The sequence below is a fragment of the Pseudahrensia aquimaris genome, assembly GCF_042676045.1.
In the GTDB taxonomy this organism is placed as follows: domain Bacteria; phylum Pseudomonadota; class Alphaproteobacteria; order Rhizobiales; family Rhizobiaceae; genus Pseudahrensia; species Pseudahrensia aquimaris.
Genome location: NZ_JBHTJV010000003.1, coordinates 439,202 through 464,252 on the forward strand (window position 1 = coordinate 439,202; position 25,051 = coordinate 464,252).

At 54.8% G+C, this 25,051-nt stretch carries 28 protein-coding genes; 17 read left to right on the top strand and 11 right to left on the bottom strand.

Annotated elements, in window-relative coordinates:
* Window positions 1-16: 16 nt before the first annotated feature.
* From ACFQ14_RS05590 to ACFQ14_RS05600, 3 genes are all read right to left on the bottom strand, one after another.
* Window positions 17-1,324 carry a DNA-packaging protein gene (locus tag ACFQ14_RS05590; RefSeq protein WP_377211717.1) on the bottom strand — a complete coding sequence of 436 codons (1,308 nt, stop codon included), beginning with the start codon at window positions 1,322-1,324 and terminating at the stop codon, window positions 17-19.
* On the bottom strand, window positions 1,284-1,763 hold the full coding sequence (locus tag ACFQ14_RS05595; protein ID WP_377211718.1) for a hypothetical protein: 480 nt from the start codon (window positions 1,761-1,763) through the stop codon (window positions 1,284-1,286). The genes ACFQ14_RS05590 and ACFQ14_RS05595 overlap by 41 nt, the downstream gene beginning before the upstream one ends.
* 152 nt (window positions 1,764-1,915) lie before the next feature.
* A complete protein-coding gene (locus ACFQ14_RS05600) occupies window positions 1,916-2,398 on the bottom strand; it encodes a YcgN family cysteine cluster protein (RefSeq protein WP_377211719.1) in 483 nt (160 codons plus the stop codon).
* Window positions 2,399-2,533: 135 nt separating this feature from the next.
* Between ACFQ14_RS05600 and ACFQ14_RS05605 the strand changes: the two genes are divergently transcribed.
* The 4 genes from ACFQ14_RS05605 (at window position 2,534) to ACFQ14_RS05620 (ending at window position 7,442) form a co-directional block, all read left to right on the top strand.
* Window positions 2,534-4,690, top strand: a complete 2,157-nt coding sequence (locus tag ACFQ14_RS05605; protein ID WP_377211720.1) for a transglycosylase domain-containing protein — start codon at window positions 2,534-2,536, stop codon at window positions 4,688-4,690.
* Entirely contained in the window at window positions 4,690-5,310 is a 621-nt protein-coding gene (locus tag ACFQ14_RS05610; protein WP_377211721.1) for a DUF1214 domain-containing protein, read from the top strand. Before ACFQ14_RS05605 ends, ACFQ14_RS05610 begins: the two co-directional genes overlap by 1 nt.
* On the top strand, window positions 5,307-5,879 hold the full coding sequence (locus ACFQ14_RS05615; RefSeq protein ID WP_377211722.1) for a DUF1254 domain-containing protein: 573 nt from the start codon (window positions 5,307-5,309) through the stop codon (window positions 5,877-5,879). The genes ACFQ14_RS05610 and ACFQ14_RS05615 overlap by 4 nt, the downstream gene beginning before the upstream one ends.
* 339 nt (window positions 5,880-6,218) lie before the next feature.
* Window positions 6,219-7,442: a hypothetical protein gene (locus ACFQ14_RS05620; protein ID WP_377211723.1), complete on the top strand. Its 1,224-nt coding sequence runs from the start codon at window positions 6,219-6,221 to the stop codon at window positions 7,440-7,442.
* Between the two features lie 6 nt (window positions 7,443-7,448).
* Here the strand turns inward: ACFQ14_RS05620 and ACFQ14_RS05625 are convergent, their stop codons facing one another.
* The 3 genes from ACFQ14_RS05625 to ACFQ14_RS05635 are packed head-to-tail and all read right to left on the bottom strand — an operon-like array spanning window position 7,449 to window position 10,091.
* Window positions 7,449-7,787 (bottom strand): DUF1491 family protein, encoded by a 339-nt coding sequence (locus tag ACFQ14_RS05625; protein ID WP_377211724.1) that lies wholly within the window; start codon window positions 7,785-7,787, stop codon window positions 7,449-7,451.
* An 8-nt stretch (window positions 7,788-7,795) separates the two neighbouring features.
* The gene (locus ACFQ14_RS05630) at window positions 7,796-8,560 is read right to left on the bottom strand and encodes a peptidoglycan-binding domain-containing protein (protein WP_377211725.1); all 765 of its coding nucleotides are present in this window, start codon (window positions 8,558-8,560) and stop codon (window positions 7,796-7,798) included.
* The gene (locus ACFQ14_RS05635; protein ID WP_377211726.1) at window positions 8,541-10,091 is read right to left on the bottom strand and encodes a sensor histidine kinase; all 1,551 of its coding nucleotides are present in this window, start codon (window positions 10,089-10,091) and stop codon (window positions 8,541-8,543) included. The genes ACFQ14_RS05630 and ACFQ14_RS05635 overlap by 20 nt, the downstream gene beginning before the upstream one ends.
* 228 nt (window positions 10,092-10,319) lie before the next feature.
* Here ACFQ14_RS05635 and ACFQ14_RS05640 point away from each other — a divergent pair, with 228 nt between their 5' ends.
* Window positions 10,320-10,775 carry a SufE family protein gene (locus ACFQ14_RS05640; protein ID WP_377211727.1) on the top strand — a complete coding sequence of 152 codons (456 nt, stop codon included), beginning with the start codon at window positions 10,320-10,322 and terminating at the stop codon, window positions 10,773-10,775.
* A gap of 12 nt (window positions 10,776-10,787) precedes the next feature.
* Here ACFQ14_RS05640 and ACFQ14_RS05645 read toward each other — a convergent pair whose 3' ends face one another.
* The 3 genes from ACFQ14_RS05645 to ACFQ14_RS05655 all read right to left on the bottom strand — a co-directional run bounded on the left by ACFQ14_RS05645 (window position 10,788) and on the right by ACFQ14_RS05655 (window position 12,727).
* Window positions 10,788-11,642, bottom strand: coding sequence for a DUF6456 domain-containing protein (locus ACFQ14_RS05645; RefSeq protein WP_377211728.1), 855 nt, complete (start codon window positions 11,640-11,642; stop codon window positions 10,788-10,790).
* Window positions 11,639-12,121, bottom strand: coding sequence for a helix-turn-helix domain-containing protein (locus ACFQ14_RS05650; RefSeq protein ID WP_377211729.1), 483 nt, complete (start codon window positions 12,119-12,121; stop codon window positions 11,639-11,641). The genes ACFQ14_RS05645 and ACFQ14_RS05650 overlap by 4 nt, the downstream gene beginning before the upstream one ends.
* A gap of 192 nt (window positions 12,122-12,313) precedes the next feature.
* Complete coding sequence (locus ACFQ14_RS05655; RefSeq protein ID WP_377211730.1) at window positions 12,314-12,727, bottom strand: MucR family transcriptional regulator; 414 nt, start codon at window positions 12,725-12,727, stop codon at window positions 12,314-12,316.
* 445 nt (window positions 12,728-13,172) lie between these two features.
* Here ACFQ14_RS05655 and ACFQ14_RS05660 point away from each other — a divergent pair, with 445 nt between their 5' ends.
* Genes ACFQ14_RS05660 through ACFQ14_RS05715 form a run of 12 tightly spaced genes read left to right on the top strand, consistent with a single transcriptional unit; the run spans window position 13,173 to window position 23,324 of the window.
* A complete protein-coding gene (locus ACFQ14_RS05660) occupies window positions 13,173-13,628 on the top strand; it encodes a Na+/H+ antiporter subunit E (RefSeq protein ID WP_377212079.1) in 456 nt (151 codons plus the stop codon).
* A complete protein-coding gene (locus tag ACFQ14_RS05665) occupies window positions 13,628-13,942 on the top strand; it encodes a monovalent cation/H+ antiporter complex subunit F (RefSeq protein ID WP_377211731.1) in 315 nt (104 codons plus the stop codon). Before ACFQ14_RS05660 ends, ACFQ14_RS05665 begins: the two co-directional genes overlap by 1 nt.
* Window positions 13,939-14,304 (top strand): monovalent cation/H(+) antiporter subunit G, encoded by a 366-nt coding sequence (mnhG, locus tag ACFQ14_RS05670; RefSeq protein ID WP_377211732.1) that lies wholly within the window; start codon window positions 13,939-13,941, stop codon window positions 14,302-14,304. Before ACFQ14_RS05665 ends, mnhG begins: the two co-directional genes overlap by 4 nt.
* Complete coding sequence (locus ACFQ14_RS05675) at window positions 14,301-14,858, top strand: DUF4040 domain-containing protein (protein ID WP_377211733.1); 558 nt, start codon at window positions 14,301-14,303, stop codon at window positions 14,856-14,858. Before mnhG ends, ACFQ14_RS05675 begins: the two co-directional genes overlap by 4 nt.
* Window positions 14,858-15,295, top strand: a complete 438-nt coding sequence (locus ACFQ14_RS05680; protein WP_377211734.1) for a Na(+)/H(+) antiporter subunit B — start codon at window positions 14,858-14,860, stop codon at window positions 15,293-15,295. Before ACFQ14_RS05675 ends, ACFQ14_RS05680 begins: the two co-directional genes overlap by 1 nt.
* Window positions 15,296-15,298: 3 nt before the next feature.
* The gene (locus tag ACFQ14_RS05685) at window positions 15,299-15,724 is read left to right on the top strand and encodes a cation:proton antiporter subunit C (RefSeq protein ID WP_377211735.1); all 426 of its coding nucleotides are present in this window, start codon (window positions 15,299-15,301) and stop codon (window positions 15,722-15,724) included.
* Window positions 15,721-17,262 carry a monovalent cation/H+ antiporter subunit D family protein gene (locus tag ACFQ14_RS05690; protein ID WP_377211736.1) on the top strand — a complete coding sequence of 514 codons (1,542 nt, stop codon included), beginning with the start codon at window positions 15,721-15,723 and terminating at the stop codon, window positions 17,260-17,262. Before ACFQ14_RS05685 ends, ACFQ14_RS05690 begins: the two co-directional genes overlap by 4 nt.
* Window positions 17,259-18,767, top strand: a complete 1,509-nt coding sequence (locus ACFQ14_RS05695; RefSeq protein ID WP_377211737.1) for a proton-conducting transporter transmembrane domain-containing protein — start codon at window positions 17,259-17,261, stop codon at window positions 18,765-18,767. The genes ACFQ14_RS05690 and ACFQ14_RS05695 overlap by 4 nt, the downstream gene beginning before the upstream one ends.
* Window positions 18,764-19,108, top strand: a complete 345-nt coding sequence (locus ACFQ14_RS05700) for a hypothetical protein (RefSeq protein ID WP_377211738.1) — start codon at window positions 18,764-18,766, stop codon at window positions 19,106-19,108. Before ACFQ14_RS05695 ends, ACFQ14_RS05700 begins: the two co-directional genes overlap by 4 nt.
* Window positions 19,101-20,804, top strand: coding sequence for a Na(+)/H(+) antiporter subunit D (locus tag ACFQ14_RS05705; RefSeq protein ID WP_377211739.1), 1,704 nt, complete (start codon window positions 19,101-19,103; stop codon window positions 20,802-20,804). The genes ACFQ14_RS05700 and ACFQ14_RS05705 overlap by 8 nt, the downstream gene beginning before the upstream one ends.
* A 35-nt stretch (window positions 20,805-20,839) precedes the next feature.
* Window positions 20,840-21,238, top strand: a complete 399-nt coding sequence (gene msrB / locus ACFQ14_RS05710; protein ID WP_377211740.1) for a peptide-methionine (R)-S-oxide reductase MsrB — start codon at window positions 20,840-20,842, stop codon at window positions 21,236-21,238.
* A 4-nt stretch (window positions 21,239-21,242) separates the two neighbouring features.
* Window positions 21,243-23,324 carry a S9 family peptidase gene (locus ACFQ14_RS05715; RefSeq protein WP_377211741.1) on the top strand — a complete coding sequence of 694 codons (2,082 nt, stop codon included), beginning with the start codon at window positions 21,243-21,245 and terminating at the stop codon, window positions 23,322-23,324.
* A 54-nt stretch (window positions 23,325-23,378) separates the two neighbouring features.
* Here ACFQ14_RS05715 and ACFQ14_RS05720 read toward each other — a convergent pair whose 3' ends face one another.
* Together ACFQ14_RS05720 and ACFQ14_RS05725 are read right to left on the bottom strand one after the other, a co-directional pair.
* Entirely contained in the window at window positions 23,379-23,981 is a 603-nt protein-coding gene (locus ACFQ14_RS05720; protein ID WP_377211742.1) for a superoxide dismutase, read from the bottom strand.
* Between the two features lie 92 nt (window positions 23,982-24,073).
* Window positions 24,074-24,934 carry a branched-chain amino acid aminotransferase gene (locus tag ACFQ14_RS05725; RefSeq protein WP_377211743.1) on the bottom strand — a complete coding sequence of 287 codons (861 nt, stop codon included), beginning with the start codon at window positions 24,932-24,934 and terminating at the stop codon, window positions 24,074-24,076.
* Window positions 24,935-25,051 lie beyond the last annotated feature (117 nt).

Here is a 25,051-nt window from a genome sequence, read left to right on the forward strand (position 1 = left end):
CAGTTCTGTTTCGGCTCTACAGGCTCCGCACACGCGGTGCAGGATTATCGTTCAGCATCAAGTCGCTCAGCGCCCAGACCAGCGCGTCGAGCCGGTCCGGCGAGGCGTTTGACGAAAGGCCATCAAGGCCAAAATCGCACATCTCGTCTTCCAATTGCGGGTGGTGGCCCACATGCGAGACAAGCCCGCGTTCATAGAGATGAGCCACCGGCTCTGCTCGCAGCCACTTGCCGCGATTGGCTTTCACCTGCCGAATGGGCATCATCGGGTCGCTCTGGCGCAACACGCTTTCGGCCATGTCGCCGCCCTGATTTGTCTCGATGACCACCCGGTCAGCGCCATAGGTTTTGGCCAGCATCGCCGTCGCGTCACCCCAGGCAGAGGGCGAGACAGCGTTGAGTGTCCTGTCCGCCAGAACATAGGCGCGGTCATCATCGCCCCTGCCCGCTACGACCATGCCGCAAGCGTCCGAAGTCACTTTCCCGGTCACGGGCGGGTCAACAGCCACCACAATGCGGCGCAGTACGGGTTGTGCCTTGATTCTGTGACCTTCAATCAATCCTCTGTTCCAAAGGGCATTCGCGCGGTCCTCAATCATCTCTCCATCAAGTTCTTGTCGCCCCAAGCGGGTGCCTTCATAGGCGTTCGTGATGGCAGCATAGAATCCAGGGGCAAGGTTCTCGCGGTTATCTCTCGTCATCATCCGCACGCTGTGCGTTGTCTCATCAGCCAGAAGCTTCTTCATCAAAGGTGTGGTGCGCGGTGTGGTTGTCACACACTGGCAAGGGCGCGCGCCCAATCGCACTGAGAATTGCAACATGTCCCATGTCTCCTGCGCGTTTCGCCATTTGCCAACCTCGTCACACCAGGCCACATCGAATTGCGGACCGCGCAGAGCGTCAGGGTCTTCAGAAGAGAATACCTGCGCAATGGCGCCGTTAGGCCATTCCAAACGGCGGCGCGAGCTGGTCCATACTGGCCGCTCGTCATCTCTACACAAAGCCAAAATTCCGCTTTCTCCTTCGATCATCACTTCGCGGCCATCGGCATAGGTTTCGCCAACCAAAGCGATGCGGCGCACAGGCTTTGGCGCGAAGTGATTGTGGCCAGATGCCATCGCTCTGACCCATTCTGCCCCGGCCCGCGTCTTGCCCGAACCACGGCCGCCTATGAGCAACCACGTGGCCCAATTCTGCGACCAATGGGGCGGCAATTGCTCCGGCCTGGCGACCAGCGGCCAATCCCCAAGGGGCAGCCGCAAACCTTTCTTGCGGACAATCGGTTCAATCCTGTGAAGCTGCTTCTTCTTGTTCAATTTTCGCAACAAGAGCTTCAAGTTCAGCATTGAATCGCTGAATGTTGTCGGCATCTAGCGTCACTTTCTGTGGTGTTGCCGGATCAGATATTGCTGTGATGCGAGGCATAGGCGATGCCTGCCCTGTCTCAAGCTCCGGCATTTTGGTTTCGACAGCAGCAAGAGATTCAAGCGTTTTGCTCATAGCGATCATCGTACGGGCCGCTTTTTCAAGTTCGGTGAAGCCATCGCGCTCATTATCAATGCGCTTTAGAAGCCGCTGATAGGCGTCTGAAAAGTGCGCCTTGAGCGCTGGAATGCCCTGCGCGGCCCGCCAGCCTTGCTGCTTGCTCAGCCTGCGCACGCTGTCTTCTTTCCATCCGGCAACAGCAGCGATCAAAGTGTGCGGCACCGCGAAGCGCTCAAACAAAGTGCGAGCGACAGCGCTGCGCTCTATGGAAAGAGGCATCGGCAGTTCTTTCAAATGAAGGAGGAGGAGGAGTGCGGGTTGCGTTGGCCCATTTCTCCGATTGTGCCCACAGGCTACACTTTGACCGGTTCGCAGTCAAGGACAATATTCCTATTTTTGCACTATTCTGCGAAGCCGTTGTTCTTCAATGACTATTTTCGCATTACCGGTTCACCGAGCCAATCGACGAGATGATCTTCCCAGTCTTCCGGCGTCATTCCGTCCTCAGAAATCGTACGACCACGCACGCTGATGCCGGCTTTGTGAACGCTTTGGGGGTCGCCGCTTACCAATGGGTGCCAATGCTGAAGCTCTCGGCCCTCATCTAAAATTCGGTAGGCACAAGTGTCCGGCAGCCAAGAATAGGTATGCAGATCTTCTGGTGTCAGTTTGATGCAATCCGGCACCGTGGCAAAACGGTCGTCATAGTCTTTGCAACGGCAGGTTTTGTCATCAAATAGGGTGCACGCAACGTTGGTGAAATGAATTTCGCCCGTATCCCAGTCTTCCAGCTTATTAAGGCAGCATTTACCGCAGCCGTCGCACAGCGATTCCCATTCAGGCAAAGTCATCTCTCTCAGCGTTTTCCGCTTCCAGAAAGGAACTTCACCGCTTTTATCTTTTTGAACGGTCATCGTGTCCTTTAACTTGCCCCATTCGTGATAATGTTGGAGTAATGGGCGCAGAGTCCGAAACAGTCCACCCTTGGAAGACAAAGCCGATGGCTACGCCTCAGGTCATCGCAAAGCTGGAAACCCATATTTAGCCCCATGCGCGATCCTTTTGCCCCGAAGAAACGCTGGAACGGTTCGAATTGGCTTTTGTCGTTCGATTCGACGATTGATGACGCGCTTTATCGCTTCAAAAACAGCGGTGGGGAAATGTGGGAGTCGCTCACGATTTTTTTCAGACGTTTTCGCGTCAAAGGTTTCAAACGTGTTTTAACTGAAGTGGCCTGCGAGGGGCTGACGCTTGGTTTTGTGGGTTTAATGCTGCTGCTGGCGTTGGCGAAACCTGCTTTTGAGGAAACCGAGAAAAACTGGCGCTCTCAGCAGGAATATTCCGTGCTTTTTCTTGACCGTTTTGGAAACGAGATCGGTCGTCGCGGCGTTCTGCATAATGACGCTGAAGCCGTTGATGCCCTGCCCGACCACTTTGTGAAGGCCGTTCTTGCAACCGAGGACCGGCGCTTCTTTGAACATATCGGCATCGACTTTTTTGGTCTCGTTCGCGCCATGATCGAAAATGCCCGTGCCAATTCGGTTGTTCAGGGTGGCTCCACAATCACTCAGCAATTGGCCAAGAACCTGTTCTTGACCAACGAGCGCTCACTTGAACGAAAGATCAAGGAAGCGTTTTTGGCGCTCTGGCTTGAATACAATCTGACGAAAAAAGAGATTCTGAAAACCTATCTTGACCGCACCTATATGGGCGGAGGCACGATTGGCGCGGCGGCTGCGGCGGAGTTTTATTTTGGGAAGAACATCAAGGATGTCGACCTGGCCGAAGGCGCGATGCTGGCCGGGCTCTACAAGGCGCCTTCGAAATATGCGCCCCATTTGAACCTGCCTGCAGCCCGCGCCCGCGCAAACGAAGTGCTCACCAACATGGTGCAAGCTGATTTCATGACCGAAGGTCAGGTCATCATAGCACGGCGTAAACCAGCTTCAGTGGTGGAGCGTGCGAAAATCGACAGTCCAGACTATTTCCTCGACTACGCATTTGAGCAGGTCAAAGATTTGGCCATCGGGTTCCCCACCAACACTCTGATTGCAAAAACGACGTTGGACCCTAGCCTTCAACAAGCGGCTGATGAGGCAGTGCAATACCATCTTCGTCAATACGGTCGCGAGTTTCGTGCCAACCAGTCCGCAATGGTGGTGATTGAAAACGGTGGGGCCGTGCGCGCCATTGTCGGTGGTCGCGACTATGGTGAAAGCCAATACAACCGTGCCACCAATGGCCGTCGCCAACCGGGTTCCAGCATCAAGCCCTACGTCTACGCCATCGCGATGGACAACGGTTATTCGCCGACCACGCGGGTCAACGGCGGTTCCGTAACCATTCGGGGTTGGACGCCGCGTAACTACAACGGACGCGTGTTTGGGCGGGTGGATATGACAACCGCCTTGGTCAAGTCCATCAACACCGTTCCAGTGCGAATTGCCCACCAGCTTGGCCGAGGCAAGATCGTCCGGCTGATGGCCGATATGGGCGTGGAATCTCCAATCACTGCCGAGCCGGCCATGCCGCTTGGCACGTCGGATATGACGGTGATGGACCAAGCGACTGGCTATGGAGTGTTCATGTCGGGCGGGATGCAAACAAACCGCCACACCATTTTGCAAATCACCGACTCTGCCGGCAAAGTGCTCTACGATTTTGCTAAACAAGCACCGAAGCCTAAGCGCGTGCTTTCAGAAAAAGCCACCGAAGGCATGAACATTATGCTGTCTCAAGTGCCAGAATGGGGCACAGCGCGCCGTGCGAAACTGGCGGGCATCAAAACCGCGGGCAAGACAGGCACCACTCAGTCATATCGCGATGCTTGGTTCGTTGGTTACACGGGCAACTACACCGCAGCAGTCTGGTTCGGCAATGACAACAACCAGGCCACAAACCGGCTGACAGGTGGTCGCCTTCCCGCGATGACGTGGAACCGGTTCATGACGTACGCTCACCAAAACATCGACATTCGCCCCCTGCCCTTTGTGGAGCCCGAAAAGCCAAGCACCGATAGACCTGCGCCTGCCGCGAACCCTGATGATGCTCCGCAACTCGTTGTCATTCGTCAAAAACCGCTGCCAAAAGAAACCGCAGACATTCTGCGCCGACTGGAATTGGAATTACGCCAAGCACCACCGTTGAAGGCGCAAACGCTGGCACGGCAATCGGCAACACAAGCCCCCAATACCGACCAGAACTAATGGCCTCTTCGAGCCGCAGCGAAAACCTGTTTAACCCTATGCGTTTGTTCGTTGATATCGCGGTTATTATGGTCGCTGGCCTTGTGCTAGGCGGCCTTCTTTCCAAGCTCTCTATTGAAAATAATCTCGGCTTCGGCGCGTTGAAAATCGGGCAGTGGACAGCATGGCCGCAAGCAGGTAGCCGCGATGCGGACCCTTATACGAAAGCCAAAGTTGCTGCCGATGGCGAAGTCCCGTTGGGTGCGGCCGAAGGCATCGCGTTTCATGGCCGGACCGACGAAACCGGTGAGCCACTTAATCTCAAGTGCAGTTATCTCTTACAAGGTTCAACGCCCAATGCGCGGCTTTGGACCCTAGCGGCACACCGTAATGATGGCTCAGCCGTTGGCAACGGGTTGGGAAATGCTGCCAGCCTTGTTTCGCGCAATATCGTGCGTGACCAATCTGGCCGTTTCTCCATTACCGTTGGCCCGCAACTGGCTGCGGGCAATTGGTTGCAGACTTCAGGCGATGGCCCGTTTGAACTGGTGTTTCGCCTTTACGATTCACCCGTCACAGCATCAGGCGGCATCGTCGACCCCGAAATGCCAATCATTCGGCTGATGGGGTGCCAACAATGAGACGCCTTATATACGGCACAACACTGGCGCTTGTTCTGGCGGGCATTGTTCACATTTTGGTCGTCCTTCTCATCCCGTCTTACGCCGAGCGCGACGCTTGGGCGAAACTTGCCAGCAAGGGCGAGCCTTGGGAATTTTCAGTCGTAGCACGCCCCGGTTTGGACAAGACCAGCGAACTGCCGCTGGCAGACCCAAGTTTTGGCGTGGCCGCTTGTCGGTTTGATCTTTCGGAAAGTCCGCTTGTAGTGGAAGCAGCTGGAAACCTTCCATTCTGGTCCGTTGCATTGTTCGACAGGCGGGGCCGCAACTTCTACAGCTTCAACGACCGCACGGCCATCGGACGGCAACTTTACATGATCGTGGTCAATCCGGTGCAGATGGCACAGTTACGCAAAAATCCACCGGAGGACACCGAGCGGGCGGTCTTGATCGAGTCGGATCTGCAAGAAGGTTTTATTCTCATCCGTGCGCTGCAAGACAACGCAGCGCGTGCTCCAGCGGTCCAGAAATTTCTCAATGAAGCCCAGTGCAGTCGCTATTCGTTGCCAGAATCCGACGGCACATCTTGAACCGCTGAACTCCCCCCAACCTTTTTTCCCTCGGCAGCAGTTCGGTCATAACGCACTCCAGTAAACGCCAATACCTGACCATCAAGCCCTGCGGTGTTTGCGCGTTTCGAAACCTTGCTTGAACAAGAGTAGCTTTTCAGCTCCACGACATTTTCCATCTCACGACACCCTCATGTCTTGCGCTGCCTGAAAGGCGCTTTGCAGCGCTTGCCCGGTGAACATTTTCATCGCGCAAAAACAGACTGAGCCCATTATGGTTAACAGCTTGCTAAGGAATTTAACGGCATTATCCAAGTTCAAACGGGCGCGCATCGCGCGTTGTGATGAATGGATATTCCGATGCAGACGTCAAAGCCGACTGTGAATTCTGTCACAATCGAACCAAAAAATGCGCCTCCGCGTCGCGAGGCAGCGATCGCTCAGCAGGATTTGCCAGCCGCTGCACCGCGCAAACGAAAAGCAACCACGCGAACCCTGCCGGAAAAGGACGCACTGCTTATTTTGGCAACGCAGCGGTTTTGTGAACGCGATGCGCACAATCGTTTGACCATCGAAGATTTCAAGACAGCATTTTATGGCCTTGCCAACGCAGTGGAGCCGGATACCCTCACTCATATTGCTACACTGCTCAAAGACCAGCCGAACACACCCCGCCAAGTTCTCATTTATCTGGCCCTAGAACCTGTTTCTGTGTGCGGTCCACTGTTGCGCGAAGCGATGCGTTTTACACAATTGGATCTTGTGACCCTTGTTGCAAAATGCGGCCTCAACCACGCAACAGAGATTGCCAAACGTTCCGATTTGGGGCCAAGCCTCGTGAAGCAATTGCGGGCGTTGAACGACACTGAGGTCAATAAGGCGCTTAAAGCCAACGCTTCCATTCTGGACGATCTGTCGAAACGCAGCATCGAGCAGCTCTTTAGCTCCGTTACCGAGGCGAAACTCAAACCCTTCGAAGAAGCCGCCTGGGCCCCTGCCCCGAGCGAAGAAAACGCTGCGGAGAAGACTGGGGCAAAAACAACCTCTCGTGCCGACGAGGCGCTGTTGAAAGCAGCCGGCCGAGGCAAGCGGATTGCAGCGGAAACATCTACAACCGCCTCAAACCTAACTAAGCATATGTCAGCGGAGGAGTTCGCAGACGCTTTGGAAAGAACGGCTCTTGCGCGCAGCAATCAGGGCATGTGCATGTTGATGCAAAAGCAGTTTGGATTTTCGCAGGAAACCACCAAACAGATCATGGCCGACGAAACCGGCAACACGCTTGCTGTCTTCATGAAGGCCGCCGGGTTCGATGTCGCTAAGGCAAACCGTATCGCGCTGATCACTTTTCCGAGGCTTGGCTTGTCCATTGAAAACGCACGCCGCGCAATCAGTTTTTACAAACAATTGAACACGCAGGCCTGCCAAGCTGCAATCGCGCAATGGCCGAAGCAGGCTCCAGAGGCTGCACCGCACCAACCCGTCCATTCCGAAGCCCCTGGCATCGACCGTTCGGGTGCTCAGCAGGTTGCAGGAAAGAGCGAAGATAAAGGGGCATCGACTGGCAAAGTCGTCAATTTCTAGTCGCACCTAGATGTCCACGAGATCGACGAAACAGCGCCCCTGACGGTCATCAATCTCGATGATCCAGACATCAGGATCAAACTGCTTTTCTCGGTCGAGGCGCTCTTGCACGGCGTCCATTTCCGCATCCGACAGCAGTGTTTCAAAACGCCGATCATTTGGCATGTCATCAAAGTAACTCTGCGGTGCTGGGCCGACGAGATCGGCCTTGCCGTGAGCGCGTCTGACGACAATGTAAATTGCGCCTGCAGCCTGCTCGCCTTTTGCCAGCACCATAACAAAAGCGCCGGCGCTTTCGGCGCGCCGGCGCAATGCAGAGATAAAAATTTCTGAGGTAATCCGCACCCGAGAGGCTATCCCTGCCGGTAGGCGCCGATTTCCTCAAGTTTCTTCAAAACGCTCTCAGAGGGTTCACCGGTGATTTTCATACCATAATCCAGTTGGAAACTCTGAATGGCTGAGCGGGTTTTGCGGCCAGGCTTGCCGTCCACTTCCAGTTCTTCATAGCCATAGTTGCGCAGACCGGCCTGAATGCGGGCAACCAGACCATTTGTGCTTTCAGACTTCGGCTTGTCCGATACATCGATGGAACCAACCTGTTGCTGGCTGATCGCAGCCGTGCGGGAATTGGGAACAGGCACTTCCTGAGGCTTGGCGGAAGCGGAAAGTAGAATTTGGCTCAACAAGCGGGCCGAAGCCTGACCATCTTTTTCCAAATCGTGATCGGCTTGGAATTTCGTGATTGCCGATTCTGTCCGGGAGCCGAATTTTCCGTCTACTTTGCCGTCATAATACCCACGAACAGCAAGAGCCGCCTGCACTTCGCGCAAAACTTCAGGCGATGCTGCGGACTTATCGGCTTTAGCGGTTTTAACCGCCTTCGTTGGCTTTTTCGCCTTAGCCAGCTTTGCGGGTTCATTGAACTCACCGCGAGTGGCAAACATTGGCGCGGGATGGTTGACGGGCTGATACCATACAGCGTTGGCAAAAATTGTGCCCATCGCCAAAAGCGATAAACAGGCTCCGCCCAGCAAAGCCGGGTGTTCGGAGAGGATTGAGGCAAGAAACCCTGATTTTTTAGGTTCCTGGACGAGTCGATCAGGCTGATAAGCGTGCACAATATTCTCCTTCATCGTCGACTTGGTTTTCGATACGGCTCTTGGGAGCCACATTTTTGATGGACCGGGCGACAGCTTCCGCAGCCCTTGTTTTCTTGGCGAGGCGCAAGGGCAGCATCACCGTGATCTTGGAGCCCGAAACGCCCGATGTTTCGCAAGAGATTGAGCCGCCAAGCGCTTCTGTCAGTCCTTTGCAGACCTGAAATTCGAGCGCGATATCAGCAAAGTCTGCAATTTCAGAAGCGTTGAAACCCTCCAGATACCGAACAACGTTTTCAGCAATCGGCGTAGCGTCACTTTCGATGGTGAATTTTCCGAAGCTGCCAAATTGGCGTGCTGCTAACCGTACTTCTTGGCCTTCGCCCGCGCTGCGGACAGCATTAGCGGTGAAGTGCAGCAGAATTTGCTGGCATGCATCTTCGTCGGTTAATCCGTCGGGCAGAGTTTCCAAACGCTCAGTGTTCAATGCTACACCACGGGAGCGCGTGAGATCAGCCAGGCGCTCTTGCAGCGCATCAAACAACTTATTCCAAATCACCGCCTGCGATTGCGGTTGGAAATCATCAGCACGAAGACGGGCAAATTCGCTGAGAGCATCAACGGTGATAGAAAGCTCACTGCCAGCCTTTGCAATTGTTTCAGCGCAATCGCGCACCACTTCAGCGTTGGTTTCGTTCCCTTGCAACAGTTCGCCAAAGCCCAGAACAGCCGTGAGGCTGTTTCGCAACTTGTGGCTGACGGTAGAAATCATCGCATCATAAGCCGCCAAACGTTTTTCGTTTGAGGCGGTTTGTGCTTCGAGATTGGCTTTGAGAGCGTTGGTTTCGCCGGTTGCGATCAACACGGCTATCGCTGAACCGTCCCCGCTTGCGCTCAATTCGCAGCGGAACGATTTCCATACACTTCGCGCCTCGTCAGGGCCGCGCAGGCGTAAATCAATCGTCGCACGTTCAGTTTTATCAATGCTTGCGAGAGCGTTCAAAAACGGCACGCGATCCAGCAGGTGCATACGCTCAAGCAGGCCGCGACCGTGTAGTTTGTCCAGCACATCATTCGCAAAATCGGCAGCACCGCCGAATGCTTCCACGACGTTACCCCGTACATCAAGCACAGCACTGAGCGGTTGTCCGTAAGCGTTCGATACAGTGCTTGAGTTGGAGTGGACCTCTTGGACTGGCGAATTCCGTTTGTTGCAGTTTAAGGCTGCCAGCGCCGTCGCCGCCAGTGTCGCCGCCCCATAGGGTGCAAGCGGATGAGCCAATACTGATCCAGCGAATGGATGCAACACTGTCATCGCCGTCAATGAAACCACGCCGCTGGCCACTACCAAGCTGCGGGAGCCAAAGGCCATTGCCGTCAGTGGCACCAAAGGTGCTAACAAAGCCACTGTTTCTGTTGCAGGGGCAAGGAACGCAATCGCAGCGGCGCTTGCTGACAAGGCACCAAGGCTGCAAATGACAAAGCCGCCGCCAACCCGCAGGGGCAACCGCTTTGCCTTTTCAACTTTGGGGGAAAGACCCTTGGTACGCACACTCAGTCCAAACGCAAACACAACTTTACTAGTCTGTTCACCATGTCATGGGGACTTTAACGGAAAACTAATCATGACTCGCAGATGGCAGTTTTTTGTGCGTTCCAAGCGGCATGGTTAATGCCGGGTTAATGTCGCAGGAGGCTGCAGCCCATTGGCAAGTCAGCGGACGCAACTTAGATAGGCAAAGCAATCCCATCTGCCGAACCGCAGGAAAACCCACCTCCAATGTCCCAAACCAGCTTTGCCGCCCCTATTGAACCCTCTGTCACGATAGAAGAGATCATCGAGAACTTTTCGTTTCTTGAAGAGTGGGACGACCGCTACGGCTATCTGATTGAGCTTGGCCGCAGTCTTGTGCCCCTGGATGAAGCGGAGAAAAACGAGGAAAACCGTGTCCAGGGCTGCGTTTCGCAAGTCTGGGTAGTAGGCAACGCGGACCGCAGCGGCGACGCTCCGGTGCTTACATTTCGAGGTGCCTCCGACGCTCATATCGTGAGCGGATTGGTGGCGATTGCGCTTACACTTTTTTCTGGCCGCACTGCGGAAGAAATTCTTGAGACGGACGAGCAGGCTGTCTTTGCGGAAATCGGTTTGGGAGAGCACCTCACACCGCAACGCGCCAACGGCTTGCGTTCTATGGTCCAACGCCTGAAGGCAATGGCCCAGACAGAAACGGCTTGAGGCGCAAACGCCTCACATATGCGTGTTGAGATTCGGGCGAAAATTGTCTGCGCCCCACATCCGCGTTTTGCCCTTTGCGCTGTTTGAACCGCTCTTGGTGCCGTAGTGCCTAGCAAGCAAATCCAGCCCCGTCCGCAGCATCAACTTTGCCGAACGTGGTGGCCATTTCTGTTCGCGCTCGACACTTTCCAAGCCCTTGAGAAAACAACACACATCCGTCAACACGGTGGCAAGGTCCGGGCCAACGGTGTCCAGCGCGCGGGACATTCTGTTTCTTGCATCGATGGCCGTATCGCTGAGATCCGCTTTGCCTCCAGCCCCGTTGCGGTTGTTACTGCCTGAGGAAAAATCCCAGTTCGACGTAGTCTTCTGCATCAGCTGCCCTCGTGTGAAATCGCGACGCAACCTCTCGCCGGCCTCCACATGCTCGGCCTCCAACCACGGCCTCCCGTTGCGGGTCTTGCGCGTATACAGTCGTTGAAGCGGTGATTCTGACAGATTGACATCCACCATCTGCTTTGTGCCATCAAACTTGATCTCCTGACGCGAAAGTTTTCGATGTTGGGCAGCAAACCCACCGCTTTGCGCGTCCAACCGAACCAGTTTCTTGCGGCCCAGATCGCTGATGCCAACGGAACACGCAACGTCTTTGTGAATATCACCCATGTCGATGAGTTCTGCCTTGTGCAGCGCATCCAGCACGGAACGCAAAACCAACATCTTGGCGCCATTCGTTCCCTGCAAGAGATAGCGCGGCGCGCCGCAGTCATCCAGCACGACGAGGCTGGCTTTCGGGCTGGCTTTCGGGCTGGATTGCAGGAACCGCAAAATCCGTATGGCCAGCTTTGCTTCTGCCGCCGACATCATATCGTCTCCGAGGGAAAATTGATGGCTCCGTTTTTGTCCAGAACGGCTGTTTCCACCGCAGAGCGGACCTCTATCAACAGGCTTTCCAACTGGCTCACCGTCACCTCAAATGACATCGAGTCACGTCTATTTTCTACCACTGCGCAGGCATGGGTGACGGTTGTGCGGTCGCGCTTGAAATAGATTCCAACCTCGGTCAGTGGCAGGGAAAAGGTTGTGTGTGCTAGATACATCGCGATCTGGCGAGCGAGCGCAATGTCTGCGTTTCGCCGGGTCGGTGCGCGCAATGCGCCCAGCGAAACATCAAGATGCAGCGCCACCATTTTTTCGCAAAGTGCACACACCGAATCCCGATAGGGTGCAGACTTGGGCGGTGTATCGCGGGTCAATTCTCTGCTGCTTTTTATCTGATAAATCCGCGCAGTTCGGGAACGAACAGGCTGCGGGATGGCACGCTTTTGGAGGGCGGTTTTGGTCATGGACTGAAGGGCTCCTTGCTTTACTCACTTCAAGGAATTTATTCCTTTTACCCTTTGCGTGGATAAGTTTGAACCCTTTTTGTTCTCTTATGTGTGGACAGCATAGAAAAAGGGCTCCGCCACTGGCGAAGCCCTCTGTCGTTTTTAAAAGTATCCCCTCAAACGTGGTAACGCGAGATGAATACAGGGGGGTTAGCTACGTTTTTGGCCAAGCTTCATTTGCTTTGCCAGTTGCGAGCGTCTCTCTGCATAAGCTGGAGCAACCATTGGATAATCGGCAGGCAAACCCCATTTTTCGCGATATTGGTCGGGTGAAAGATCGTAATGCGTTTTCAAATGGCGCTTCAGCGATTTGAAAGGTTTGCCGTCTTCCAAACAAATGAGATATTCGTGTCCGAGCGATTTCTTGATTGAAACGGCCGGCTTCGGCTTTTCCTTTTCGGCCTCGTGCGGCGCACCTGCAATCCCTGCCAGAGCAGCATGAATGTCTTTGATCAATCCAGGCAAATCGCTCGAAGATATTGGGTTATTGCCTACATAAGCAGCGACAACATCGGAAGTCAGTTCTAATAGAATAGTGTCGTCTAGTTTTTGATTTTCATCCATTTTGCGGCCCCGCATGATTGGAGTTTGGTTAAATCCTTGATCAGGTATCAATTGGTCTTGAAGAACCCATCGGCCCTGCGGTCAATATTACATGACATGAGTCGCGTCTAGGTTATTGTCGGTTTTCAGTCAAGATTACCAAACGATAGAAATATCACGATTTATACATTAAATTTAACAATATATGCTGACACCATATTTATCGAAGGCAATAAAACAACGTTTCCTTGAAATCCGGCATATCCAGCAAAGGTTATGCCACGAAGAAGGCGGCTTTGTGGAACAGAACCTGCCGCGCCTTTCCGAGTGAGCAAAAAGTGGTATAGATTGTCGCAGGCGTGTTGCGTATTGGAGCCTTTGCGACCGCATTCATTTCACTACCTCAGGCCGCCAGAGGAGAATTGCCATCCGCGCTCGTTTTCGCGCCATTTTGCTTGTTGCTGCGTTGTTTGGGCTGTGGCTGCTCATGTCTGGTCTGTTCAAACCACTGTTGATCACCTTTGGCCTCGCTTCCAGTGTTTTGACAGTTTGGATTGCCTACTGTCTGAAACTCATTGACGGTTCTTTGGTTTCCAAGTCGGGGCTGCGCATTATGGCGATGATCCGTTATGTGTTTTGGCTCATCGTTGAAATCGGTAAGGCGGACTGGGCTGTTACCAAAGCCATACTCGCCTCGCCTGAAGGCTTGCGCCAACGGCTGATCAAAGTTCCTGCGGGGCAGAAATCTGATCTCACACGCGCTCTCTTCGCCAATTCAATCACGATCACGCCCGGCACAGTTTGTGTTGAGACAGAAGTCGATCACTTCGTGGTCCATGCGCTGGATGATGCAACGGCGGACAAAGAAGCACTTGCCGATATGGAGCGCCGGGTAAGCGCATTGGAACGGGAGCAGCGCTGATGTTTGTCGCTGCCACCGCTGCTGTCTGCGTCTCGATGGTGCTTTTGCTGATCCGCCTTTTCGTTGGTTCAACGCTGTATGATCGCGTGCTGGCGTTGAACACCTTTGGCACCTGTACCGTCCTGCTGATCGCGGTCAGCGGTTTTTTGTTCGGAAGGCCGGACTTTCTCGACATCGCCTTGCTTTATGCGCTGATCAATTTCGTGGGTACAATCGCGGTTTTGAAGTTCTTCCGCTACCGCCGCCTTGGCGACGCGCCGGACGAACAGGCAATGGTCAATGAGGAACCAGATTCAGGGGCGACATCGTTATGATTGCGCTCGTGGCAGACGTGATTGCATGGGCCTGCATTTTGGCGGGTGGCTTTTTTCTGGTCATTGGCTCGCTTGGCATGGTTCGCTTTCCCGATTTTTGGTCGCGCCTGCATGCCGCCTCGGTTATTGATTCTGCGGGAATCGGTCTTCTGTTGCTGGGCATGATGGTCCACTCAGGCTTTACAATGGTCACGGTTAAACTGGTGTTGATCGTGGTCTTCCTTTTCATCACCGGCCCAACAGCCACGCATGCGGTTGCCAATGCTGCATTCATTTCCGGCTCTCGTCCAAAAGACATGGTCGAAGATGAAACCACTGCGCCGGAACCCTTGCGGAAGTCCCGCAAAGTGAAGGTCGCATGATGGAACTGGCACTCACGATTTTTCTGTTCCTTGCGCTGGTTGCTACCGCCATCATGATCGCCCTGATGCGTTCTCTGTTTGCGACTGTCATGTTGTCTGGCGTGTTCAGCCTGCTTTCAGCTGTGCTGTTTGTCGTAATGGACGCTGTGGATGTGGCGTTCACAGAAGCCGCTGTTGGCGGCGGCATATCGACTGTTTTGATGCTCGGCACCATCGCGCTGACGGCACGGCACGAAAAAGAGCCGACGAGTTTTTCTGTCCTCCCGCTCGCAGTTGTTTTGCTCACCGGGGCGGCGCTGATCTACGGCACGCTCGACATGCCGAATTTCGGCGCCCCTGATGCGCCTGTCCAACTTCATGTCGGGCCGGACTATCTGGCCCGAACGCCAGACGATATCGACGTGCCAAATATCGTCACCGCCGTCCTCGCCAGCTATCGCGGCTACGACACGCTTGGCGAAACCACCGTAGTTTTCACTGCGGGCCTGGGAGTCATTTTGTTGATTGGCGGCGTAGGACGCAGGCGCAACCGCAGAAAAGATCAGGATAGCTGATGGACCATCATCTCATCCTGCGCGTCGTCACCCGAATTTTGTTTGCACCCATTTTGCTGTTTGCGCTCTACGTGCAGTTCCACGGTGACTACGGTCCCGGCGGTGGATTTCAGGCTGGTGTGCTGTTTGCCGTGGCTTTCATTCTTTACGGGCTGGTCTTCTCGCTGTCGCGTCTTCGACAATTGTTTCCCGACTGGCTGGTGCACCGCATCATCGCCGCAGGCGTGTTGATTTACGCTGGGACCGGTATTGCCTCACTGCTGATGGGCGCTAATTTTCTTGATTACAATCCGCTTGGCCACGACCCCGTTTCCGGCCAGCATCACGGTATTCTGATCATTGAACTCGGCGTTGGTATCACTGTGTTCGGTGTGATGGTCGCCATCTACTATGGTTTCGCAGGACGTCCGCCGCGCATTGACGATAAGGATTGGTAGGCCGTGACAGACCAATCCTTCCTCACTTACTTCCTGGGTCACATGAACTATTGGCTGTTCGTCGTTTTGATGATGACAGGTCTCTACATCGTCGTGGCACGGGGCAATTTGCTAAAAAAGATTATCGGTCTGAACATCTTTCAGGCTGCCGTTTTCATGCTCTATATTTCTATGGGCAAAGTCAGGGGCGGCACCGCGCCGATTGATACGGGCAATCCGGCTGAGATTTATTCCAACCCCCTGCCCCATGTTCTCATTCTTACAGCCATCGTTGTCGGCATCGCTACAACAGCTTTGGGGCTCGCGCTCATTGTGCGTATCAACGAAGAATACGGAACGATCGAAGAAGACGAAATTCTGGAACTCGACAGACTGGACGCAGAAGCTGAACTCCAATCGACGGCTAAGAGTGGGGAAGCCTCCGCGTGATTTCCCAACTGCCACCCGCTTTCCAGCACCTGCCTCTTTTGGTCGTGGTCATCCCCATGCTTGCAGCGCCGCTCGCCATGATGATCGGGCGCACGGGCGCGAGTTTTTGGCTGGCTGTCTTTGCATCGCTGGCATCGTTCTTGGGCAGCCTTATTCTGCTCATCACAGTCCACGACGGCACTGTTCTTTCCTATCATATCGGCGGTTGGGCGCCGCCGATTGGTATCGAATACCGCATCGACATTGCCGCCGCGCTGGTGATGGTCATCGTCTCTATGTTGGCGGTGATTGTGTTGCCGTATGCCCGGACAAGCATCGCCAATGAAATCCCACAAAAGAACCATGGCCTGTTCTACGCATGCGTAATGCTGTGCTTTACGGGGCTTATGGGTGTTGTGGCGACGGGTGATGCATTTAACGTCTTCGTCTTTCTCGAAATCTCATCGCTTTCAACATATGTGCTCGTGGCTCTGGGGGCAGACAAAGACCGCCGTGCGCTTTCCGCTGCCTACGATTACCTGGTGCTCGGCACAATCGGCGCGACCTTCTTCGTCATCGGTCTTGGCATGCTCTATATGGCGACCGGTACGCTCAACATGGTGGATATTGCCGAAAGGCTGCGTGCAGCGGAAAGCAACCGCACCATCCAAACCGCCTTCGCATTCATCGTGGTTGGCATGGGGCTGAAGGTTGCGATTTATCCGCTACACCGCTGGCTGCCTGGCGCATACACATACGCACCTTCCGCCGTTTCCGCTTTTCTTGCTGCCACGGCCACGAAGGTCGCACTGTATGTCGTGATACGTTTCATGTTGAGCGTGTATTCGCCTGGCTTTGGCTATGAGCGCGAAATGCTGACCTACATCATCATGCCTGTGGGCATCGTTGCCATGTTCCTCGGCTCAATGGTTGCGGTGTTTCAGGTCAATCTCAAACGCCTGCTTGCATGGTCCAGCATCGCGCAAATTGGTTATATGTTGGTTGGAATCTCGCTGTTGAACGTTACAGGCCTCAGCGCTTCACTCGTCCATATGTTTAACCACGCGGTCACCAAAGGCGCTCTGTTTTTGGCGGTGGGCGGTTTTGTTTACGCGATAGGCAAAGCACAAATCCCCGCGTTAGCAGGCATGGGCAAACGAATGCCCTGGACGAGCGCAGGATTGGTTATCGCAGCGCTTAGCCTAATCGGTGTTCCTGGTACTGCGGGCTTCGTGTCGAAATGGATCTTGCTGCAAGCAGCCGCTGAACAAGGGTCTTGGTTTATTGGTCTGTTGGTCGTCGCCTCATCGCTGTTCGCCATCGTTTACATGGGAAAAGTGATTGAGACACTTTACTTCCGAGACCCGCCGGAAGGCTCGACGGTGGCCGATATACCGCTTTCCATGTTGCTTCCACTTTGGGTGTTGGTTGCGATCATCGTCTGGTTCGGCATCTCCGCCGAGTGGACGGCGGGAACAGCAAGACTGGCTGCCGAATCGCTGCTAAACGGCGGCTTCCTCACCGATACGCCTTTGGTTCTGGGAGTCCCCGGGCGATGATGGCGATTGAAACCCTCTATGCACTGGCTCTGCTTATACCGCTGGCCACCAGCGCGCTTTGCATGATTTTGAAGGATCGGCACAATGCCCGCGACTGGCTGACTTTTGTTGCAGCGTTGGCAACCTTTGCTTGCACCATCGCCATCGCGCTTTCGTTCGATGGCAGCGGACAGCGCGTTGAATTGTTCACGATGCTGCCGGGCTTCGCGCTTGCGTTTCATCTTGAGCCGCTCGGCGTCATTTTCTCGCTTGTTGCGTCTGGCCTATGGATCGTCACCCATGTCTATGGCGTCGGCTACATGCGCGGCAACAAAGAGAAAAATCACGCCCGGTTTTTTGCGTGTTTCGCATTTGCCATTTTTGCGGCTCTCGGCATCGCCTTCTCCGCAAACCTGATCACCCTGTTCTTGTTCTACGAATTGTTGACCGTCTCCACCTACCCCCTCGTCACCCACAAAGGAACCGCGGAAGCGAAGGCTGGTGGGCGCACCTATCTAGGCATTTTGATGGGCACCTCCATCGTCTTTTTGCTTACCGCTGTTGTCTGGTCCAGCGTGCTGGCAGGAACGAGCGAGTTCAAAGAGGGAGGCATTTTGGGTGCGGTCGAAAGCCCGCTGACGCTTGCTATCTTGTTGGCGCTGTTCGCCTTCGGCATTGGCAAAGCGGCACTGATGCCTTTTCACCGTTGGCTGCCGGCGGCGATGGTTGCCCCCACGCCCGTCAGCGCCCTGCTCCACGCAGTCGCCGTGGTGAAAGCTGGTGTGTTCTGCGTTTTGAAAATTGATGTCTATGTTTTTGGTGTCGACAGATTGGCAGAAACGGGCGCTTCCAATTGGCTAATATGGCTTGCCGCTTTCTCCATCCTATCCGCCTCTATGGTGGCGATGACAAAAGACAATCTCAAGGCCCGCCTAGCATATTCTACCATCTCACAACTTTCCTACATCACGCTCGGCATGGCACTGGCGACCTCGATGGGCGTGATTGGCGGCGGTGTCCACATCGTCACACATGCACTCGGCAAAATCACATTATTCATGTGCGCTGGCGCGATTTATGTGGCGACACACAAGACCGAAATCAGCCAAATGCAGGGCTTGGGCCGAGCCATGCCGTTTACCTTTGCCGCCTTCGGCATCGGGGCGCTGTCGATTATCGGCCTACCTCCGCTGGGAGGATCGTGGAGCAAATGGGCGCTGATGATGGCAGCTGCAGACACGGGCCACATCGTCATCATCTTGGTGCTCATGGTATCCTCCTTGCTCAATGTCGCTTACCTCGTGCCAATCTTTGCCAAAGGCTTCTATCTGCCGGCTCAAGGCGAAGGCTCCGTTGCCATGAACGCTGATACGCCGTGGCGCGAACGGCTGTCGGAAGCGCCACTGCTTTGCGTTCTGCCCCCTTGCCTCACCGCAATCCTATGCATCATCTCATTCTTCTATGCGGCAGACATCGCAGCCTTCATTGAGCCGATTGTCAGCGCGAAGGCAGAGGTGGGCCAATGAGCGACAAACGCACCACCAACCCAATATCAGCCGCCATAGTGCGCAGCCTTGCATGGGTTGATAACCGCAAATCGGTCGACCGCTTTTTCTGGGGGCTGGTTGCGGGTGGAGCCGTGCTGACGCTGCTGGATTTGCTCTACAAAAAGAAAAGCTATTTCAGCATCGAAAATATCTTCGGTTTTTATGCGTTCTACGGCTTTTTTATGTGCGCCGCGCTGGTGGTTTGCGCCAAAGCCATGCGCCGCCTGGTGATGCGCAGCGAGGCTTACTATGCGCCTCATGACGTGGAGAGCGAAGCGCATCCCGAAGCTGATCTGGATCGGAGACAGGCCGATGAATGATCTGCTCCATCCTGCCCTGATCTATCTGCTTGGCGCCGTGCTGATACCATTCCTGCCCAACGGCAAAGTCCGTGCGACCATCCTTCTGCTGGTGCCAATTGCTGCCGCTCTGCCGCTGCTGCTTTTGCCCTATGGCACGTACGGTGAAGTCGCTCTGCTCGGCGAAACGCTCACGCTGTTTAGGCTCGACAGGCTCAGTTTCGTCTTTACTCTGATCTTCTCGCTCGCAGCCTTTCTGTCGCTCATCTATGCGTGGCACGTGCGCGATACGATGCAGCAGGTGGCTGCACTCGCCTATGCAGGTTCCGCCATAGGGGCAGCACTGGCAGGCGACCTCATCACGCTATTCATCTGGTGGGAAGGCACGGCCATCGCGTCGGTATTTCTCATCTGGGCGCGGCGCACGCCAGGCGCATATCACACAGGAATGCGCTACCTAATCGTGCAGATTGCCTCCGGCGTTATTTTGCTCGGCGGCGCAGCCATCCACTACCGCGAAACCGGTTCGCTGGCCTTCGATGCCCTGTCCTTGGATCGGATCGGTGCTTGGCTCATCTTGCTTTCGTTTGGCATCAAATGCGCCTTCCCGTTGCTGCACAATTGGTTGCAGGATTCCTACCCCGCTGCCACCGTCACAGGAACGGTTATTCTATCCGCCTTCACCACAAAACTGGCAATCTACGCACTTGCCCGTGGTTACGCAGGCACCGAGTTTCTCATCTATATCGGCGCAACGATGACATTGTTTCCGATCTTTTACGCAGTGATCGAAAACGACTTGCGGCGTGTTCTTGCCTATTCACTCAACAATCAGCTTGGCTTTATGGTGGTGGGCATCGGCATTGGCTCGGAACTGGCAATCAATGGAACCGCAGCACACGCCTTCAGCCACATTCTGTATAAGGCACTGTTGTTTATGAGCGTCGGCGCTGTGCTTTTCCGCACCGGAACCGCAAAAGGTTCGGAACTCGGCGGCCTCTACAAGACCATGCCGCTGACAATGGTTTTCTGCACCGTTGGCGCTGCTTCGATTTCAGCATTCCCACTGTTCTCTGGCTTTATTTCGAAGTCCATGATCCTTTCGGCGGCAGGGCATGATGGCTATTACATCACGTGGCTGATCTTGTTGTTTGCCTCCGCCGGTGTGTTTCACCACTCCGGCATCAAGATTCCCTATTTCGCTTTCTTCGCCCATGACAGCGGCAAGCGTCCGGCAGAAGCACCGTGGAACATGCTCTTGGCAATGGGGCTTACGTCCGCGCTGTGCATCGGCATCGGCGTTTATCCCAACGCGCTTTACAACATTTTGCCGTTCCCAGTGGATTACAATCCCTACACTTCCTCCCACGTCATTACACAATTGCAGTTGCTGTGGTTCTCTGCGCTTGCCTTTGGCACGCTCATGCGCACAGGCATTTATCCGCCGGAATTGCGTTCAACCAACCTCGACAGCGACTGGATGACCCGCAGGTTCGCTCCGGCAATTATTGGCTTCGTAACACGGGTTTTTGCAGTGCTTTGGGAAGAGGCCCTACGCGGGGCGAACGCAGCGCTTAACGCAAGCCTGACAGCGCTGCACGCGCTGTATGGGCCAACGAGCCGCATAGCGCGCATTCAGGCAACGGGGCATATGGTTCTTTGGCTTGCACTGCTGCTGACTGCAGCCTTGTTCATCAGCCTGCTCGACATTAGCTAAGAGCGAACCAAAGCCCGAACGAACGGAGCGCGACAATGCCCAAAATCGACAAAACCGAAGCCCAATGGCGTGAAGAACTAACGCCGGAGCAATACTATGTTCTGCGCGAAGAAGGCACGGAACGCGCCTTCACCAGCCCGCTCAATGATGAAAAGCGTGATGGCGTCTTCAAATGCGCAGGCTGTGGAAAAGAGCTGTTTGCCGCCGAGACCAAATTCGACTCCGGCACAGGCTGGCCCAGTTTCTGGGCACCGATGGAACAAGACGCCGTTACCGAACACACCGACCGCAAGCTGTTCATGAAACGCACCGAGGTGCGCTGCGCCGATTGCGACGGGCATTTGGGCCACGTCTTCAATGACGGCCCCCGCCCCACCGGCCAGCGCTATTGCATGAACGGCATAGCGCTCGAATTTAAACCCAAGGAAGACTAATCCATTGCCATTTGATTTGAGCAAAGCCACACCGCCGGTCGCCGAAAAGCGGCCGGTGGAAGACACCCGTCACGGCATCACCCGCACCGATGATTACGCATGGCTGAAGGCCGACAATTGGCAGGACGTGATGCGCGATCCGTCAGTTCTGTCACAAGATATCCGGGGCTGGCTGGAAGGCGAAAACGCCTACTTCGAAGCCATGATGGACGATACGAAGAAGCTGCAAGATGCACTGTTTGAAGAGCTTAAGGGCCGTATCAAACAGGACGATTCTTCAGTGCCTACTAAGGACGGTCCCTATGCCTATCAAAGCCGCTATGAAGAGGGAAAAGAGTATCCGCTCTTCGTGCGCATGCCGCGCGATGGCGGCGAAGAAACCGTTCTGTTCGACGGTCCGAAAGAGGCGAGCGGCAAAGACTATTTCGCGCTTGGCCATATGGAGCATTCTACGAACCACAACAAACTGGCTTGGAGCGTCGACGAAAACGGCTCGGAATACTATCACATGCGCCTGCGCGGCTTGGCTGACGGCAAAGACAGTGACGACCTTATCCGCGATGTCGGCAGCTTTGCTTGGGCGGCCGACAGCGAGCGGTATCTCTATGTAAAGGTCGATGACAAGATGCGGCCCAGCAAGGTTTTTGGGTGCGCACCGGGCGAAGAGCCAAAGCTCATTTATGCTGAAGAAGACCCGCGGTTTTATGTCGGGTTGGACGTGTCGCTCGATGGCAAAACAATCGAGATAGCCACCGGGCAAAACGATGAGGACGAAGTGCGCCTTGTTCCCGCTGATGATCCATTTGCAGAACCTGTTCTGGTATCGCCGCGCAGGCCGGGGCACGAATATTCGGTCATTCCCGCTGGCGACACGCTCTACATCGTCACGAATTCCGGCGGCGCGGAGAACTTTCGCATCATGACTGCGCCGCTCAATGCCCCGCAGGAAAAACACTGGAAAGAATTGATACCCCACAGAGCGGCAGTGAAACTCGCCAGCGTAATTGTGTTCAAAAACCACATGGTGCGGCTGGAAGTGGAAAACGCGCTGCCCCGCATCGTCGTGCGCGAACTGGCAAGCGGAGACGAGCACACAATCGACTTTGATGAGGAAGCCTATTCGCTGGGCATTTCATCAGGCTATGAATTCGACACGACCACACTGCGCTTCACCTATTCCTCTCCCTCAACACCGGGCCAGGTGTGGGATTACGATCTGATCTCGCGCGAGCGCACGCTTCGCAAGACGCAAGAGATACCCAGCGGCCACGATCCGAAAAACTATGTCGTGCGTCGCCTGCACGCACCTGCCAAAGACGGCGAACTGGTTCCGCTAACGGTTTTGCACCACAAGGACACCCCCATTGATGGCACCGCCCCATGCCTGCTCTACGGCTATGGTTCTTACGGCGCGGGCATGAGCGCGGGTTTTTCCAGCCACCGGCTCAGCCTCGTCAATCGGGGCTTCGTTTATTGTACTGCCCACATTCGCGGTGGGGATGAAAAAGGGCGGCATTGGTACGAGCAGACGAAAAAAGCCGGGAAGATGAAAACGTTTACCGATTTCATTTCCAGCGGGCGCTATCTCATCGACCAAGGCTTCACCGCTGAAGGCAGAATCGTTGCTAATGGGCGTTCCGCTGGCGGCCTTTTGATGGGCGCGGTTGCAAACCTCGCGCCGGAACTGTTTGCAGGCATTATGGCCGAAGTGCCCTTCGTCGACGTGCTGAACACGATGCTGGACGATTCACTGCCGCTGACACCGGGCGAATGGAGCCAGTGGGGCAATCCGATTGAGAGCGAAGAGGAATACAAGATAATCGCAGCCTATTCGCCCTACGATAATGTGCGCGAACAGGCTTATCCCGCGATGTATGTTTCTTCGGGTTTGACGGACCCACGGGTGCAATATTGGGAACCCTCAAAGTGGGTCGCCAAATTGCGCGACGTAACAAAGGGCGAAACGCCGATTATCCTGAAAACCAACATGGGCTCGGGCCATTTTGGCAAGACCGGCCGCTTCGCCTATCTGGAAGAGGTCGCGCAGGTTTATGCGTTCGCTTTGAAAGCCGTGGGCAAGGCTTAAAACAAAAAACCCCGCATCCATGATACGGGGTTTTTTCGTTCTGCAATCCGCTGATTAGGCGGTTGCCGCGCCATACATTTCTGCGACGTATTCCCAGTTGATCAACTCGTCCACGAACGCTTCGAGGTATTTCGGGCGGGCGTTGCGGTAGTCGATGTAATAGGAATGTTCCCATACATCGCAGCCGAGAATTGGCGATGCACCATGGGCCAGTGGGCTTTCGCCGTTTGGTGCGTTGGAGATTTCCAGTTTGCCGTTATTGACAGCGAGCCATGCCCAACCGGAGCCGAATTGGGTTTTACCGGCATTGATGAAATCTTCGCGGAATTTGTCGTAGCCACCAAGATCGCTGTCGATTGCCTTTTCCAGTTCGCCCGGCATTTTCTTGCCACCGCCGTTCGGCGCCATCCAGTTCCAGAAGTGAACGTGGTTGTAGAACTGACCAGCTTGGTTGAAGAGCTTGGCATTATCCTTGAAGCTTTTCTGAACGATCTCTTCCAGCGACATAGAGGCGTAATCGGTGCCAGCAATCATTTCGTTCATCACGGTCAGGTATGCATTGTGGTGCTTGTCGTGGTGAAATTCGAGCGTTTCAGCCGACATGTGCGGTGCAAGTGCGTCGTAAGCATATGGAAGATCGGGAAGTTCAAAAGCCATGGTTTTCTCCAATATTGTGGACAGGGTGCATTTAGTCTGCGTTGTCATAGCGATAACGCCACTGGAAGTCGTGGGTTCCAAATGTCGCGTATCTATGCCTCGGCGTGAGCGAATTTCCAATAGAGTTCACGCGCAGCGTTGCTCATCGGTCCGGGCTGAAGATTTCGCTGTTGAAAGCGGGTGACGGGAACGACTTTGGAATAATTGCCCGTGGTGAAAATCTCATCCGCATCGTCAAAATGCGCAACCGAAAGCGTTTGCTCGCGCACATCGTATCCAGCCTTGCGCATTTCCGTGATCACACGGTGACGTGTAATGCCGGAAAGGAATGTCCCGTTGGGCGCAGGCGTATAGACCACTCCATCTTTCGCCATGAAAACATTGGCGGTCGCCAACTCGGCCACATTGCCAAGCATGTCGAGCAATAAACAATTGTCGAAGCCTTCATCCCGTGCAGCCTGAAGCGCACGGGCGTTGTTGGGATATAGGCAACCGGCCTTTGCGTTCAGCGGCATGGTTTCCATCGTCGGGCGGCGGAATTTTGAAACCGTGACAGACAGCCCGCCCGGCTCCGGCATCGGCGTCTCGTAAATCGACAGAATGAACTTGGTAGATTCAGCATCGGGCGCAACAGCCATAAAGCCGCCCTGCTCCGCATAATACATCGGGCGAATGTAAAGCGCTGCGTCGGGCGCAAACTTCGCCACACCTTCTTTACACAGTGCGATGATTTCGTCGGTGGTTTTCACCGGCTTCAGGCCCAATGCCACGGCAGAATTGTTCACCCGCTCGCAGTGCAAATCCAAGTCCGGCATCACGCCTTCAAAGGCGCGCGCGCCATCGAAAACGCTGGAGCCAAGCCAGAACGCGTGCTCGCGGGCGCCGATTAGGGGTGGGTTACCTTCGTGCCATTCGTCGTTGGTATATGTCCAGGTTTCGCTCCATTCAGACATGGTCGCTCTCACACTTCGTTTTATCTCGGTTTGGTGTTCCACATCCTAAGGGGCGATTGCAATGGTTTTGGGCGCGATAGCGTGGCAGGCTGCTCTCCAATAATTAAGTGAGGGCCA